The sequence below is a fragment of the Bacillus mycoides genome, from assembly GCF_001757995.1.
In the GTDB taxonomy this organism is placed as follows: Bacteria; Bacillota; Bacilli; order Bacillales; family Bacillaceae_G; genus Bacillus_A; species Bacillus_A mycoides_B.
Window position 1 is genome coordinate 145,086 of record NZ_LXLV01000035.1, and the last position, 16,177, is coordinate 161,262.

Here is a 16,177-nt window from a genome sequence, read left to right on the forward strand (position 1 = left end):
TTTTATGTTATTCTAAGCTTATTAAGCATCAAATAAATCAGAGCTTTTACTTGCGATTCAATATTTTTAATAACATTTATGCTAGCTCGAATGACTGGAACTGATTTTTAAATATATTTCAAACAGATCGAAAAAAATATCAACCTAACAATCTAAAGATGCTGACTTTTACCGATATATATAATTTAAACATAGAAGAAAGTGAGAAAATAACTTATGACAACTCATATTGTACAATCGACCAACTATAATCAAGCATCTGATGCATTACGACGCGAAATTGCTGTAATGCTACATCGGGTTTGGCCAGATTTTGATCCCCTGCCTGAGGAAAAAATACCAGAAACTCACCTTAAAGAATTTAATGTACGCACATTTTATTCCTACATAGATGGAAAGTTAGTCAGCTATGCAGGTGTAGTGCGCAAAACTATCCATCATAATGGGCAAACATTTAATATAGCCGGACTTAGTTGTGTAGCGACTGATCCAGATTATCATGGGCAAGGTTTAGGTTTACAAACAGTTGCTGCAGCTACTGTTTGGATTGAAAAACAAAGCGATATAGATTTCGGTATATTCACGTGTAAACCATCTTTAGCTCCCTTTTATAATCGCGCTGGTTCCTGGCCTGTTTTACCGGATATAGTGCTTATTGGTAGAGAAGATGAAGATGCTTTATCTAGTGAATCCTTAGAAGTTGTTGTTTTAATGCGTTTGTTTTCAAAGAAAGCGAACTTCCATAAATCAATGTTGCGCCATACCACTATCAATCTTGATTTTCCAGTTGGCCAGTTTCTATAATACAGATAAACAAAAGCCAATTTCCATACGATAAGGAAATTGGCTTTTTCTTTTTTATTTTACTTAACATACGCAATTCACATTAGCGGTTCTTCCCATCCAGAACCGCTAATGCGGGATAAAAAAAGGGTCTCCCTAGGAGCGTTAAAACACGTAATCTTTAGGATAACCTCTAATAATTTATAAACTAAGAAAACATATTACTGAAACCCTGTTTTAATCCATTTTATTTTCAGCTGATATTTTAAAATACTTAGCAGATAATTTATATGAGCGATTCTCATAATAATAATCCCCCAATTTATAAGCTAATGCGGCAACTAAGCTATATTGCTGTTTTTCTATCCCCATCTCAATTGCTGTTTTCATATTCTTCTCATATCCATTATAATCTACCCATATTTTAGATTTTTCCGCTTTAAATCCATATAGTTGAACATGGGCATACGGTACATCACAAATCGATAAAATTTCAAATGCCTCATCTATAAGTTTAGTTACTTTTTGCCAATCTTTTAATTCTATATAAATTTCCATTAAATTCTGAATTGTATATACCTTACCTTCTTTGTTTGGTAAATACTCACAAAGAATCAAGTTTTCCTCGTAACACTTTATTGCATTTTTATAATCTTTTAATGCTTGATAAATTTTCCCATAATTATATTTCAAAAAACATAAATTTAATGGCTCATTTTCCACCTTTGATTCATTTTCTACTTGTTTTAAAGTTTCATATGCTTGTTCATACTGTTTATCTTTGTTATATTGCATCGCAAGAAGTATTAACGCATAAATTTTATATTGTTCTATATTAAACTTTTTATACAATTTATATGCTTTTTTTGCATATATGCGACTAATACTTTGATCTTTATTAAGATTCTGACTTACTATACTTAGATTGTAATACGTATCTGCGTGCAACTCGGTCTCTTCTGGTTCCAGCATATTTTCTATCTTTTTGTAAACTTCATATGCTGTAAAATAATCCCCTTTATTAGAAAAATAAAGACCTCGAGCTCTTAAATAATATATATAATCTTCAGTATTTTGCATTTCCACTTGACTTGGAATCATTTGCGAAGCTTGTTCTACAAATAACTTCACATATAATAAGTTTTTATTTCGGACATGATAGTATATGATGACGCCATACGTCTTTAATAATAAAGGAATTGAGTCCACTTCACGAACGTATAATTCTAACAAAGATAATTCAGCTTCAGTTATACTTTTATCTTTTTTATATTTATCACATATTTCAAGAATAGTAAGCTTTATCTCCTCATGATTACCATCTATAAGAAAATCACAATTAACACCCAGCTTCTTTGAAACTTTTATTAAAAAAGATGATGATGGTTTGATTTTCCCACTTTCTATTCTGCTTAAATATGTTATTGAACATATTCCTGATACGAGATCCCCCTGTGTTAATCCTTTATGCATACGAACTTGCCGAATACGTTCCCCTATTTCCATCCCTCTACTCTCCCTGTTTAACCATTTCAAGCTTTTTACTAATTAAGTCATTATGTATCTCTTAAACTTACATACTAAATAAAATGGACATTCTCCCATATGTAAAAAAATGTATCAACTATTTAAATTGTACATTCATACTTTGATTATTTCTATATTTCTTGTTAAATTAAATGGTAAAAAATCGGTTTTTTTGGCTATTTTTTTCATACAATTTTACTACTTGTTATTAACAAAAACAGCGCTGTATACTTTAATTACGATAAATTTAATAAAAAGGATTTTAATCAAATGTAAACTATCATTCTTAATTTGGATAGTATGGTTGATTAAACTTGCCAATTACATAGAGGGCATCTATTGTAAATTCAAAACACATTAATTAATCTTAATAGTTTGATTATAACTGTCATATCCTATAAGTTAGTTTATCGAATTATTTATTAAATATGAAAGGGCGATAATCATGATTGTAAGACTTAAAGATGAATCCGCACGAAAAATAGTAAGATATGTTGGAGGCGCTGCTTTACTTTTAATAATCGCTTCTTTCCTTTATCAATGGAAAAATGACTTAGTAATTGATCATACTGAAAGAGTCGGCTTTGGACTAGCTATCATCACTTTCCTATCTACCTTCTTACCTATTAACGAGAAAGTTAATAAATAGACTCCATAGATGAATTTATCCATATCACATCCTAGAAATTATTTCGTCGAATTATTTAGTAAATATGAAAGGATGATAAATATGATTGTAAAAACAAAAAAAGATTCAACACGAAAAATAGTAAGATATGTTGGAGGCGCTGCTACTCTTTTATTGCTAGCATCCTTCCTTTATCAGTGGAACAATGGTTTAGTAATTGATGATACTGAAACATTTGGTTTCATGCTAGCCTTCACCGGTTTCCTATCTACCTTCTTACCTACTAAAAAGAAAGTTACTAACTAATATAAAATTACATATTTTTCTTTCGCAAAAAACAATTATAATAGAATAAAAAAAGGATTGATCAAAAGATCAATCCTTTACTCTACTTCATTTAAGAAGAACAATGTTAACGCACCTGGTCCTGTATGCGCTCCGATTGCTGCTCCAATTGTATTTACAATAAATACTTCACAGCCGAATCTTTCAGTAATTAATGCTTTTAATGCTTCGGCAGTTTCTAAATCATCACCGTGAGTCATACCGATTGTTTGACCTTTAAGGTCTTTGCCACGCTCTTCCATAATATCAACAATGCGGCTTAATACTTTCTTTTTCCCTCTTACCTTTTCAAGTGGTACAAGTTTTCCTTCATCCACATTTAAAATCGGCTTAATGTTTAGCAAACCACCGATGAAACCAGCTACTTTACTTAAACGGCCACCTCTTACAAGGTACTGTAAATCAGCTACAGTGAAGATATGCTCCATATGCTCCATTAGAAAAGCGACACGGTTTAAGATTTCTTCTTTTGATGCGCCCTCTTTTGCCATTTTTGCAGCTTCTAATACGACAATACCTTGACCGAGTGAGGCACATTTTGTATCAATAATTTCTAAATCTAAATCAGTGTATGTTTCTTTCACTTCTTCTTTAATGAGAACTGACGATTGATATGTACCAGACAATTCAGATGAAAAAGCTAAATATATACAAGGGTTACCTTCTTTTGCATAGGAAACAAATTTTTCTTGGAATGTTTCAAGTGAAGGCAATGATGTTTTATAAACCGCGCCTTCTCTCATTTTTTGTAATAAAGTAACTGATTTTAATGTAACCCCATCTAAATACTCTGTTTCTGCTTCATCATATACACGGAGTGGAATTAAATCTATATCATATGCTTGCAGCAATTCTACCGGTAAATCCGCCGCACTATCCGTAATGATTTTAACACTCATTTTTAAACCTCTATTCTGTTATAAATATATAAAAAAATAAAATAAAAATATTACTTTTAAATTATATACGTAAAACAAGAATGAAGAAAGGGAAAGTACTTTATATTGTATGCACTCTTCCTCAAAACTTGAACTGTTAAGAAAAATGATTTTGATTTATCCTCTTTTCACTAGTTATTGAGCTATATATAATGAGAATATTAATACTTTTCCAAAGGGGGTTACTTATGAGTATACAACTAGCTACTTCTAAAGATTTAGAATGGATTAATAATCAATACGAATCAATAGGATTTGTACCAAGTGATTTAAAGCGGGATAAAGTTGCGATTATTACATACAACGGCGAGTATGCAGGTGTAGGTCGTTTAGTTCAAATTGATAAAGATACTATTGAAATGGGTGGTATTTTCATACTTCCTAAATTTAGAGGATTACAATTAGCGGGAGAACTCGTTTTATTTTTAGTACAAACAGCGAAGGAATTATATATTCAAAATGTATTTTGTCTCCCTTTCGAGGAATTAAAAAACTTTTATAAAAAATACGGTTTTACTGAAGTCGATACTACGCAAGAGGTTGTCCATCCAATTATTCTAAAAAAATATAATTGGTGTTTAAAAACGTATGATAAACATGTATTACTATTTAAGTTGTGAGTTTTCTCTAATTAGAGGGGATACACATTGTATTACACCTCATGTTTTAACAAAGATTTATCCGTTTCATCTATCTTAATAACTAGTATTTTCAATCGACCCATCAGTTATAGTTCACATCTTTTCCCACCCCTTATTAGCTAGCTCGTTTGTAAACTTGCTAGCACTATTTTTAAGTTTCTCTATTACATACTCCTGAAGAAATTTTTAGCTAATCGATGGAGATATGATTATTTATGTAATCCGCACACGAACTTCCTGTTCTTGCAATAATTGGATAGTTAATTCCAATACAATATTTTGCATTAACTGATAGAGCTTATCATGAGATGTACTTCGTTCTGATATAAATTCAATACATTGAAATATATAGCCTTCTACAAGTAAGCTCCCTTTTTCAATTATAGATGGATTATGTCCTTTCTTTATTATTTTTGGCAATAAGAATTCTTTTTTTGTCAAAATAATTTCCTGTGATACCTCTTTTATTCCTATAACTTTTTCTTTAAATACCATCTTTTCTTGTAAACTAATTTCACCTTTATATCTCCCTATTTCTATTGGTAATTTCGCAGTTATATAATTATTTACGTCTGCTTCATCTTCCTTCTCTAATATTATACCGTGGATAGGAATCCACGAAGATGTGCCTACCCAATTCTCTTCCATATTCCCTTTTACTTTTTGATTAGAAAGTTCTAAAAGCACTCTCTTTTCATGAAGGTTTGAAGAAACTAAATTACAATTAACTTCTCCATGATAATGTTGCACTGTAGTTAATAACTTAGCATCTAGTTCTCGACACCCTGCTTTTTTTTCATTTTGAAATACAAATGCTTCTTGATTTTTCACATTAATATTAGGAAATTTCAGAAAACTAGTCACATCCGAAATAATAGAAAATGGAGTTTTCAGTACTATTGAACGTACTGAAGTCACTATTTTTGATCCTGAATCTATACTTTCTTTCTTTGATTCAGTTTCTACACTTTTTTTCTCTGATTCATTTGCTACTTCTTCTTTCTCTAATCCAATCACTTTGTTTTTTTTTGCTGGTTCAGTCTCTTCACTTTCTTTCTCTAATCCAATTACTTTATCTTCTTTTATTGATTCAGTTTCTTCACTTTCTTTCTCTAATTTAATTGCTTTATCTTCTTTTTTTGATTCAGTTTCTTCATTTTCTTTCTCTAATCCAATTACTTTATCTTCTTTTTTTGATTCAGTTTCTTCACTTTCTTTCTCTAATTTAATTGCTTTATCTTCTTCTTTTGATTCAGTTTCTTCATTTTCTTTCTCTAATCCAATTACTTTATCTTCTTTTGTTGATTCAGTTTCTTCATTTTCTTTCTCTAATCCAATTACTTTATCTTCTTTTGTTGATTCAGTTTCTTCATTTTCTTTCTCTAATCCAATTACTTTATCTTCTTTTTTTGATTTAGTTTCTTTACTTTCCTTTTTTTCTCTTATTTCGCGCGAATCATCTTGAACATTCAGCATTTTCCATTTGTAAACTTTGTTCCATATTTCTTTACCAACCCATGGCTTATTCATCACCATCCCCCCATCTGATGAAATTCATAAAAATATGCTTTTTATACGCGACCATTTCATCATTATATATGTTTTATAATAATAAAAAAGACATTGTCTTTTTATTAAAGACAATGCTTTTTTAGTTTTATACTTGTACTTGTTGTACTTGTAAAACTTTTAAAGTAAGATTTAGTACAATTTTTTCACGAAGAGTATCAAATGGTTCGTTTAAGTCTGTTGGACAAGGGGAAAAGTCTAATTCGAAAAATTGAGCGCTGACTAATTCACAATATGGTTGTTCATTATAAAAAACTGTATTTTCGAAGAAGTATTTGTCTAAACGTGGTAAATCACCATTTTTAGGATTAATAAAGTGAGATGTAGTGTCTGAGGAAAAAGCTACTAAAGCTTGTGATAGAAAATCACCATCTGCTAAATCTGCAAAACCAGAGAATGGAACATTTGCAATACGATCAAATAACACTGCATTACATCCTGCGCCTGCATATTCAATATTTTTACGAATATATCCTTGTACAAATAATTTTGCTCTTGTAACTCGGCGGTAATTTGTACCTGCTACTGGAGTGAATGCTACAGGAACTAGCTTACATTGTGTTAAAAATACGTTTAATTTCAACTGCTGGAGGCTCTAATGAAATATCGGATTCTACAACAATTTGAATTGTTCTCTCAGCTAATACAACTGGTATTTTTATAATCGGTGTTCCTGGAGTAAGAATTGGTGTTGCAGTTTCATCACTTAATGGTGTTTGAATTTGTCCTTCTACCTGACATGGTACATTAATTGGGCATTGTTCGCTCATATTTTATAATCTCCTTTATATGAAATATTTAGAGCTTTTTTAACTCTCTATACTGTATATGTTTGTCTTCTATTAATGCGTGGGTTCCTGTAATAGTTACTTTCATCATTTACAAAATAAAGTAGCGATTTTGGGTTGCTAGTTAAACACACAGAACTAAATATATGGAGCCTTTATAATTATCTACCTATAAAAAAGAGAATTTCTGAACCCTCATAGCGGAAGTAGGAACTGATGGGTTAATTATATTCAATAGTAATGGAAGAAAAATCAAATTTATTGAGACAGATACATTTAATTTTTTCATTTAATACTTTCCATAAAACAACAAATCAATATTGGTGGCACTCTACTGACAAAAAATAAAAACCGACTTAAAAAAGTCGGTTTTTATACCCAAAATTTTGTGAAATCCCATCATTCTTATCATTGATATCATTGTTTTATCCTCAAATTCTACAATAGAATTTATCAACACTTCTAAGGAAACTAATCTGATTGTCGTTTCCTCCTTATTTAACATATCCTTAAACGCCTTTAGCTAATTTATGTTTGCAATTTTATAGAAAATACAACTAATTAACGTTAATTCACTAGATTTGATAGCCTTATGACGTTGTATACTTGTTCATTTACCTATTATTCACAAAATAAGTATCATACGCTTTATCAAAAACATAACCTAACTTTTCTGCTAATTTAGCAGAAGTACTATTAGCTGCATCCCAGTTTGGATATTGCTCCTTTTCTAAACAATCCAATATTAAGGCCGCACTAACTACAGTCGCTAAACCCTTTCTTCTATGATTCGGATCAGTAGCAAGTTCAATTTCAATACCATCATCATAAATACTATATGATGATGCGCCGCATACGACTTCTCCATCATATAAAATACTATAACCTATGCCTCGATTTACATAATCATCTATTGATTGGAATTGACTTGTAAAATCTTTAGAAACCTTATGCAGGGTTGGATTATTCGCAATATGCTTATCTATTTTTCTTAATTCATAGCCTTTTGGAAGTGCAGTTATAAAAGATTTTAATTTTGAGTGATTAAATACTTTTGGATTTCGTTTGAATTTATATCTCAAAAACTTATCTATTTTTCTTTCATGAAATGTTTCTAAACGCTTTCTCCACTCATCACTATTTACGATTACTAAAATTCTTTCAGGGATGTTACGTATTAACTCTTCTGTTTCTTTCGCATTTGAGTCTCCAGCGTAAAATGTAAAAATTCCTACCGAAATTTGTGCTACTGTCGGATTTTTAAGGTCATTCACCCAAGCAGTCCCCATATGTCCTTGCAAATAAGAAAGAAGAACAACATTATTAAAATCCTCAAACATAGAAACTAACTTTTTTCTTGTATGTATATTTGCTTCATATATCATTTACATTCCTGCTTTCTTTAAAATCAACTAGGCTCAACATTTTCATGAGTTAACTTTTATTAGTATTTTTATACACACTTATTTATTATCTAAGTAAATGTCTATGAAACTCAACCTTCAAATATCAAATAATTATAAATTATACGTAAATGCAAATTTATTATAACATCTAATTCTATTGAAATGATTTTCCTATAAAAAATGCTACATACTTATCTACTCATTAATTTAGAATTAATATTCCTACTTTATGCAAACTTTACTCAGTTTCAGTAAAAATTTAAAGAATTAGAGCGATGGGATCCAAGATACATTTAATCGATTAATATATTTTATGTAACAACTCTCATACATAGCATAGTGTATGAGAATTAATTGAAATAGATACGTTATACCGCCTTCTTAGAAGTATAAGATTCCGTCTCACCATTTATATATAGTTTAGTTAACTTAATAATTGAATTGTACATCATACTATCGTCGTTAATAATCTCTTTTTTCATCTCTTCTATTTCGACATTACCTGTTCCACTCTCTATTTTTAAACAGTTCGTTATATTGAGGTATCCCCTTGATGCGAAAAGAATGATAAACGTAATATCAGGAAAATTAATAAACAGTAATCCAAATTTTAATGAATTTCCAGTTATATCCGATAAGATTAATCGAAAATCTAACAGTTCAGGTACCGGAACGAAATCTTTAGAAACAATCGCTTCACCTACTATAGTAATTTGCTTTATTACATTCCCAAGCTCATCTACAAATTCAATACATCTAGGTGGATCAATCGTTGTTGCCTGTAAAGATAAACTTAATTCAGGATTATTAAAATCGAAGAATAGTGTACTTCCCTCAGTTAAACAATGTGGACAAACATTTCCAAGTAAACTGAATTCCTCTTCAATAAATTTAACTTTCGTTTTACAACTACAAACTTTCCCTATTCGAATCGCATCAATTCTTGAACAATCTACAAATATTACCTCACTGTCTTCTTGTGCAAACGACACTATACCTTTTATCTCATTAAATGAAATAAAATAGGATACAACTATTTCGTTTCCGTCTATTACGATACTCTCAACCCTAGAATAAGGATCTAAGCTTTTCAAAAATTCACATATACTATTTTGACAACATTGACAATCACGTTTCGGCTCACAATCCACTGATTCTCCATTCCTTTCCTATATGTTTTACCTAATAAATATAATATGAAAGGCATGTAAGAAAAGCTTGGACAATATAACTCTAATATTAGTCTAGATAAGTATACAGACATATGCCTGTTAAATTAAGAAACTAATCGTTCCTCAAATAAGTAATAAAATATATTTTTCACTATAAATGCATATAACAATTTCATCTTTCAACAAAAAAGCGTTATAATAAAGTGAAACTTCTATTAGGGGGGAACTTTATCTCCTACTAATGGTTAGCCCTCACCAATCGGGCTCTTACGGGCAGTTATCTCCTGCCGTCCTCATCATTTCTTTCTTCATCTTGAGGTGGGAGTCTACTGCTCGTTATTGCGGGATGAATTGCAGCCTCTACGATTACGTTATAAAGGAGATTAAAACAATGACTAAAATTAAAGTATATCAAGTAAAAGAAGAAAATATGGAAGCAGTAAAAAACATTATTGATGTTGAGGAACAAAACCCAACTGCTGAAAACTTACAAAATCTATACGCATGTGTGTTAGATACTGAAGATATGGCATTGCCTGAATCATACATTGAAGAAGATATCTTAATTGATTCTATGGAAGTTATGGTTAACGCTTCTCAAAGCAAGCTAAGAGACTTAGGTACATATGATGTAATCGAAGTTCAAAACAAAGGTAAGAAAACACACATTTTATTATTAGCAGACGAAGAATACGAAATTATCGAAGGCTAATTCGACTCCGTACATAAGAAAAAGCTCCTTTCAAAATTGAAAGGAGCTTTTTCTTTACGCTTTTGATGTTTCACTTTTCACCTTGTTTTGTTCTTTCTTATATACCATGCGCTCATTTCCCATAAAGAAAATGAATACGAACGCTAAACTTGCTGGAACTAACGCCCACATAAATGTCTGAACGATTGAACTAGAAAGAGCATCAATAATTTCATCTAATATTTGCGGCGGAATTTGAGATCTTGCCGATTCTGATAGAATAGCTCTTGAATCTCCTAAAGCGTTTGTATTCATTCCCCCGCTCATACCTTTAAACGCTTCTTCTAATTGATCCTGGAAACCAGTCCTTTGAATCATTCCGAAGATTGTAATACCAAGTGTCATACCTAATGAACGAATGAAGTTACTCGTTGAAGTCGCAGACCCGCGTTGCTCCATACCGAAGTTATGAATAGCAGCCATACTTAGTACAGAGAATGAGAAACCAACTCCAAAACCGATAATAACCATATAAATTGTTAATAATATACGACTTGTTTCTGGCGTTAATGTACTTAATAAGAATAATCCGATTAGCATAATTACAGCAGAAATAATCATAATGTTTCGGTAGCTAAGTTTTGATGTTAAAAATCCACCTAACTGCGCTGTAACTACTGATCCTAACATCATTGGTAATAACAATAATCCTGAGTTTGTTGCCGTACCACCGTATACACCTTGAATAAATAACGGAATGTACACAGTTGCTGACATAAATGCCGCCCCGTAACATAAAGCAATAATTGTACTCACTCCGAATAGACGTTGTTTAAACATCTCAAATGAAATGATTGGTTCTGCTACTTTTCGTTCAATAAAAATAAAAGCAATTACTAAAATAGCGAACCCTGCAAATAAACTTAAAATAAAGCTAGAATCCCAATCATACTTTTGTCCGCCTAATTCTAAAGCGAACATTAAACAAACTACTGCACCAACTAAAGTAATTGCGCCAAACCAATCAATCTTTTGTTCTCTATGAACTCGTGACTCTTTATAAAATAATGTAATAAAAATAAGTGCTAAAATTCCAAGTGGTAAGTTAATATAGAACACCCAGTGCCAGCTAATGTAATCCGTAATATATGCGCCAAGTAATGGTCCGAAAATACTTGATAAACCAAATACTGCTCCGAATAAACCACCCATTTTCCCACGCTTTTCTGGAGGGAAAATATCAAAAACGATAGTAAATGCGATTGGCACTAGTGCCCCGCCGCCAATACCTTGAATGGCACGATAAATACCTAACTGTGTAATATTTTCAGCAGTACCACAAAGTGCCGAACCAATCATAAAGACGATTAAACCGAAAATAAAGAATCTCTTTCTACCATACATATCTGATAGCTTACCGAAAATCGGCATACCTGCCATTTCTGCAACCATATAGGCAGAAACAACCCATACAAAGTTTTCAAGACCTCCTAAGTCACCAACAATAGTTCCCATTGCTGTTACGACAATGGTATTATCCATTGATGCCATTAAGATACCTAGCAATAAACCGGCAACAACGAAGCCAAGTTTATTATTCTTCTCAACCATATCTCTTGCTCTCCCTCATACTACTTATATTTGTTTATGTTCTTTTACGACTGCATTTCCTTTTTGGTTAAAACTAGTATGATATTCTACAATACTAATTTCACAGCCAGGGCCAATTATAACACGATTCCCTCTTACTACGTCTGCTATTGTATGCTCTAAATAAATATCATCCCCCTCAATAATTGATGTTTGAAGGCTTCCTGCGTGACTTGTAAAAGGAATAAATCTCGCTTTTTTACGTACTGTAATCTTTTTCCCACCGATTTCTCTCACTTTACTTCCTTCATAACGAAGTGAGATTTCAATATTTTCAGCATTAAGCAAACCATCACTTTCAAGACCACCAGTTAGTAATAATTCCTCTACTTCTATATCTCCCTTCACATTTAAAGCGCCTTTCACATCTACGAAATCACCGGATAGCTTCCCTTTAAATTCTATCATACCTCTAACTTTTGTTTTATTAATTTGTCCATCGCCTTGTACTTGGGCATTGCCATATACTTTTACATATTCCGCCTCCATATTCCCTTGTACTTCACTATCTCCATACACGACATAAATTTTCGCTTTCATATTGCCACGTACTTCACTCGTACCATACGTTTTAAAATCATTACAACTCATATGATTAGAGATTGTTCCTTCGCCGCGTATCTTTACTTTGTTATAATCTCCGCCTGCTGAACTACCTGATCCATTTACAGTAAGACTATGTTGATTTTCCATATCGATTGCTCCCTTCCTTTAAACCTGCTTAATTTCTTTCACACTTGCGTTTTTATCAACATTAAGTACACCTGTATATTCAATAAGATCAATCTCACAGTTCGGTCCTACTGTAACATTGTTTCCTCTTACCGTTTTAATGTGAGCATAATCAATATCGATATTGTCACCTTCTAACAATTCAGCCTCTAACTGCAGGCCAAATACTGTTTTAAAAAGTTTACTAAAAGTACTCAATCTATGTCTTACTTTAATTGTTTGACCGCCAATTTCTTTCGCTCTACATGTACCGTGAATATTAATATTAATTTCATCTGCGCTTAATAATCCACCAACTGTAAATTGTCCTTCAGAAGAAAAAACATCAACCTCGCAATTACCATCAATCGTCGCTTGACCATTGATTTTAAATTCTTCACCGGTGACATTTCCACCTATCGTACCTTTTCCTGCAATTTTTAAACTGTTCGCCTTTACATCTTGTGTAATTGTCGCTTTCCCATCGATTCGCATCATTTCTGCGCTAACTGTACCATCAACTTTACCCGATCCGCTAATTCTTGCATTACTACTTTTCAAATCACCAGTAACTGCACCGTAACCATTACATTCAAATTTCTCACATTCAACGTTTCCATTAACAGTTCCTTTTCCGTTTAGCTGCACTTTGTGAAATTCACCGCCATTCGATGAACCGTAACCATTTATAATTAAATTTTCTGTACGCATTATTTCTCCTCCACTACAACAGTTTAGTTTTTAATGCTTCGGTATATTTCATAATTGCTTCACGTAAAACAATTTTTGTTCCTTTTTCAAAAATTAAATCATCCACGTTTGAAACTAAGAAACATGTAGAAATCCCTAACTTTCGAACGATAATTACGTCACAATTTTTATGCTTAATCGCTTCGTAATTTTCACTTAGTACTTGTAAGACCATTCTCCCCTCTTCTAAACTAACGTCTCCCGATTGAAGAAATTCTTCTAACATATACACATAAAGAATATCTACAAATTGAAACTCTGCTGTTTTATTCGTTTGTTCTATAAAGAATTGTAAAACTGGTTCTGATGCAATACCCTTACACACAACATCATCTTTTGTTAAATGAATTTCTGTCACGCTCGGTGAAAACATATTTGCTAATTCATCAAGTGATAAATCCTCTTTCATCGTTTGGATTTTATCAATACGTTCTAATATCTTTTCTTTCGGAAAAAATGTTTCCTGACCTGTGAACGTTGACTTCCGTACAAACCAATCTTCCGGTATTAAATTTTTTCTCTTCCACCTATATAACTGTCCGTATGAAATACCAGTTAGTTCTAATAAATCTTTTTTTGAAATTAAATCTGTACTCAACTGTATGTCACTCCTTCCTGACAACAATGCAACATAACACTGTTACGTTGTAAACGAACTTTTATAATAAGTAGCGTAACAATGTGTAAAACAAACCTCCTTTTTATAAGAAAAAAGATTCTTACGCATTTTATTAAAATGCATAAGAACCTTTATATATCAAGATTTAAACCATATATCATAATAATCAATCCAGCCTTGTGAATTAATCATTATATTTTGTATTTTTTCGTGTGAACTTACTCGCTGTTTATTACGATATAAAGGAATGATATGTATTTCACGTAACAGTGTGTCCTCAATATCGCGTAACAGTGTCACCCGTTTCTCTAATTGATTTTCTGTAAAATAAAGCTGCAATACTTCGTTAAAGTTTATATTACTATGCTGATGAATAAAGCTGTTTTTTGTAAGAAACATATATAGTAAACTATCTTCTATCCGTTCGCTAATCGTCGCACTATCGTGCATTATATCAGCCTTTTGTATCGTACTCATTTGTAATAACTCTTCTTGTTCAAGAAACTCAATATCAATTTTAATTCTGTATTTTGCACATTCTTTTTGTATCCAATGCGCATCTTCAACGTGATCTTCTCCTGTAAATGTATATAGTCGCAGTGTTTCATTACGATAAGAGCTGCATTTAATAAGTGTATGTATATCCCTGTTAATTTGAATTGTACCGTTCTTTGTGAGTACTAATTCATCCGCTACTTCTCCGCGCTCTCCCTGTAATTCTTCAACAATATTATTACCATGAATAATTTTATATAAAGCTCTCCGAAACATCACATTTTGCATAGGTCCTTCTTTTGCAGTATTTAACGTAATGTAAGTTACATTCAACTCAAGTCTAGATACTTCTTTATGGTGCTTTTCTATATTATTATAACGTGCTTTCGCTAATATATCGCACGTATTAACTCTGTGCTCTACATTCCATAATTCAATTCGGTCGAGAAATGGTCGCTCGCAAAAATATAAATCATTTGCTTCTAATACGAATACATCCTCATTCTTTTCACATAACCGAAACGGTCCAGTACCAATTAACTTCCCGTCTTCATCTTCATTTACAATCGAACACTGTTCTGTACTTAAAGCATGTAAAAACAACTTATTATCTGTAGATAAACGAATCTGCACAATGTAGTCATCAAGAATATGTAAACTTTCAACGTGCTGTAACATCCAAGCATGCGGGTTATTTTTTGTTTTCATAAATCGTTTAAATGTATGCACAACGTCATGAGCGGTAAATTCTTTCCTGTTATGAAACTGAACACCTTTTCGTAAGTAAAAAGTCCATATATATTTCTGGTCATCATATTCCCAATAAAACGCAAGTCTTGGCTCTACACTATTTGTATTTCCTTCTACATACACTAATGTGTCGTATATATGTTTTACCATATGACATTCCGAACGCATCGTAGCGTATACAGGGTCTAATGCAATATCTAGATTCATTTGCACTTGCAAACGTAGCACATCTCTTCTCCCTTTAGATGTCCTTTCGACTTGATAACCGAATATCGAATCAATCCACGTTTGAAATTGCGTTTGAAGTGATGGGAAATACGAGCTATATCTTTCAATAAATGCACTCCCGCTTTTTACGTCCCCTTGTTTCGTTATTTCTTTTCCTCTTTCTAAAATTAAAGAAAGTGGATGTTTTTGAAATAACAACTTTGAACGATTCCCTCTCCCTCGGCCTGGAAACCACATAATCCAATTAAATTCTTCTAATTTTTTTATGATTAATTTACTATTTCGCTCTGTACAAAATAATGTTTCAGATATATTTTGTATAGTTATTTCTAATTGTTCCCCCTCTGATCTCCCTTTTCCATACTGGAGCCATAGGTGCATATATTGCTCCAAAATAGTCATAAAACGCCCCCCTAAAAGATGAAAAATCTTCCTCTTTCATTCTACCCTTTTTCATTTCTAGCTTCCATCTTATCATTTCAATAT

14 protein-coding genes and 2 pseudogenes are annotated in these 16,177 nt (G+C 32.0%); 5 read left to right on the plus strand and 11 right to left on the minus strand.

Features of this window, described 5'->3' with window-relative positions:
• Positions 1–216: 216 nt before the first annotated feature.
• Positions 217–804 carry a GNAT family N-acetyltransferase gene (locus BWGOE10_RS13770; RefSeq protein WP_070143432.1) on the plus strand — a complete coding sequence of 196 codons (588 nt, stop codon included), beginning with the start codon at positions 217–219 and terminating at the stop codon, positions 802–804.
• A gap of 216 nt (positions 805–1,020) precedes the next feature.
• On the opposite strand, the gene BWGOE10_RS13775 is transcribed toward BWGOE10_RS13770, so the two are convergent.
• Entirely contained in the window at positions 1,021–2,289 is a 1,269-nt protein-coding gene (locus BWGOE10_RS13775) for a helix-turn-helix domain-containing protein (protein WP_070143434.1), read from the minus strand.
• A 466-nt stretch (positions 2,290–2,755) separates the two neighbouring features.
• On the opposite strand from BWGOE10_RS13775, the gene BWGOE10_RS13780 reads away from it, so the two are divergent.
• Together BWGOE10_RS13780 and BWGOE10_RS13785 are read left to right on the plus strand one after the other, a co-directional pair.
• Entirely contained in the window at positions 2,756–2,959 is a 204-nt protein-coding gene (locus BWGOE10_RS13780) for a hypothetical protein (RefSeq protein WP_070143436.1), read from the plus strand.
• An 81-nt stretch (positions 2,960–3,040) separates the two neighbouring features.
• Complete coding sequence (locus BWGOE10_RS13785; RefSeq protein ID WP_070143438.1) at positions 3,041–3,244, plus strand: hypothetical protein; 204 nt, start codon at positions 3,041–3,043, stop codon at positions 3,242–3,244.
• 77 nt (positions 3,245–3,321) lie between these two features.
• On the opposite strand, the gene BWGOE10_RS13790 is transcribed toward BWGOE10_RS13785, so the two are convergent.
• Complete coding sequence (locus BWGOE10_RS13790) at positions 3,322–4,182, minus strand: DegV family protein (protein WP_070143440.1); 861 nt, start codon at positions 4,180–4,182, stop codon at positions 3,322–3,324.
• A 227-nt stretch (positions 4,183–4,409) separates the two neighbouring features.
• Between BWGOE10_RS13790 and BWGOE10_RS13795 the strand changes: the two genes are divergently transcribed.
• Entirely contained in the window at positions 4,410–4,841 is a 432-nt protein-coding gene (locus BWGOE10_RS13795) for a GNAT family N-acetyltransferase (protein WP_070143442.1), read from the plus strand.
• 234 nt (positions 4,842–5,075) lie between these two features.
• Here the strand turns inward: BWGOE10_RS13795 and BWGOE10_RS13800 are convergent, their stop codons facing one another.
• From BWGOE10_RS13800 to BWGOE10_RS13815, 4 genes and pseudogenes are all read right to left on the minus strand, one after another.
• Positions 5,076–6,392, minus strand: a complete 1,317-nt coding sequence (locus BWGOE10_RS13800; RefSeq protein ID WP_070143444.1) for a BC_2427 family protein — start codon at positions 6,390–6,392, stop codon at positions 5,076–5,078.
• Between the two features lie 127 nt (positions 6,393–6,519).
• Positions 6,520–7,201 (minus strand): annotated as a pseudogene (locus BWGOE10_RS13805) (CsxC family protein).
• 632 nt (positions 7,202–7,833) lie between these two features.
• On the minus strand, positions 7,834–8,604 hold the full coding sequence (locus BWGOE10_RS13810) for a GNAT family N-acetyltransferase (RefSeq protein ID WP_070143446.1): 771 nt from the start codon (positions 8,602–8,604) through the stop codon (positions 7,834–7,836).
• Positions 8,605–8,993: 389 nt separating this feature from the next.
• On the minus strand, positions 8,994–9,776 hold the full coding sequence (locus BWGOE10_RS13815; RefSeq protein WP_070143448.1) for a BC_2878 family exosporium-associated protein: 783 nt from the start codon (positions 9,774–9,776) through the stop codon (positions 8,994–8,996).
• Between the two features lie 412 nt (positions 9,777–10,188).
• On the opposite strand from BWGOE10_RS13815, the gene BWGOE10_RS13820 reads away from it, so the two are divergent.
• Positions 10,189–10,509, plus strand: a complete 321-nt coding sequence (locus BWGOE10_RS13820) for a hypothetical protein (RefSeq protein ID WP_002136820.1) — start codon at positions 10,189–10,191, stop codon at positions 10,507–10,509.
• A 54-nt stretch (positions 10,510–10,563) separates the two neighbouring features.
• On the opposite strand, the gene BWGOE10_RS13825 is transcribed toward BWGOE10_RS13820, so the two are convergent.
• The 5 genes and pseudogenes from BWGOE10_RS13825 to BWGOE10_RS13845 form a co-directional block, all read right to left on the minus strand.
• On the minus strand, positions 10,564–12,099 hold the full coding sequence (locus BWGOE10_RS13825; protein ID WP_070143450.1) for an MDR family MFS transporter: 1,536 nt from the start codon (positions 12,097–12,099) through the stop codon (positions 10,564–10,566).
• 24 nt (positions 12,100–12,123) lie between these two features.
• Positions 12,124–12,831, minus strand: a complete 708-nt coding sequence (locus BWGOE10_RS13830) for a cytoplasmic protein (protein ID WP_070143452.1) — start codon at positions 12,829–12,831, stop codon at positions 12,124–12,126.
• A gap of 18 nt (positions 12,832–12,849) precedes the next feature.
• Positions 12,850–13,560 (minus strand): polymer-forming cytoskeletal protein, encoded by a 711-nt coding sequence (locus BWGOE10_RS13835; protein ID WP_070143454.1) that lies wholly within the window; start codon positions 13,558–13,560, stop codon positions 12,850–12,852.
• A 13-nt stretch (positions 13,561–13,573) separates the two neighbouring features.
• Positions 13,574–14,197, minus strand: coding sequence for a YhbD family protein (locus BWGOE10_RS13840; protein ID WP_070143456.1), 624 nt, complete (start codon positions 14,195–14,197; stop codon positions 13,574–13,576).
• A 159-nt stretch (positions 14,198–14,356) separates the two neighbouring features.
• A pseudogene (locus tag BWGOE10_RS13845) lies at positions 14,357–16,133 on the minus strand (ABC transporter substrate-binding protein).
• Between the last annotated feature and the right edge of the window lie 44 nt (positions 16,134–16,177).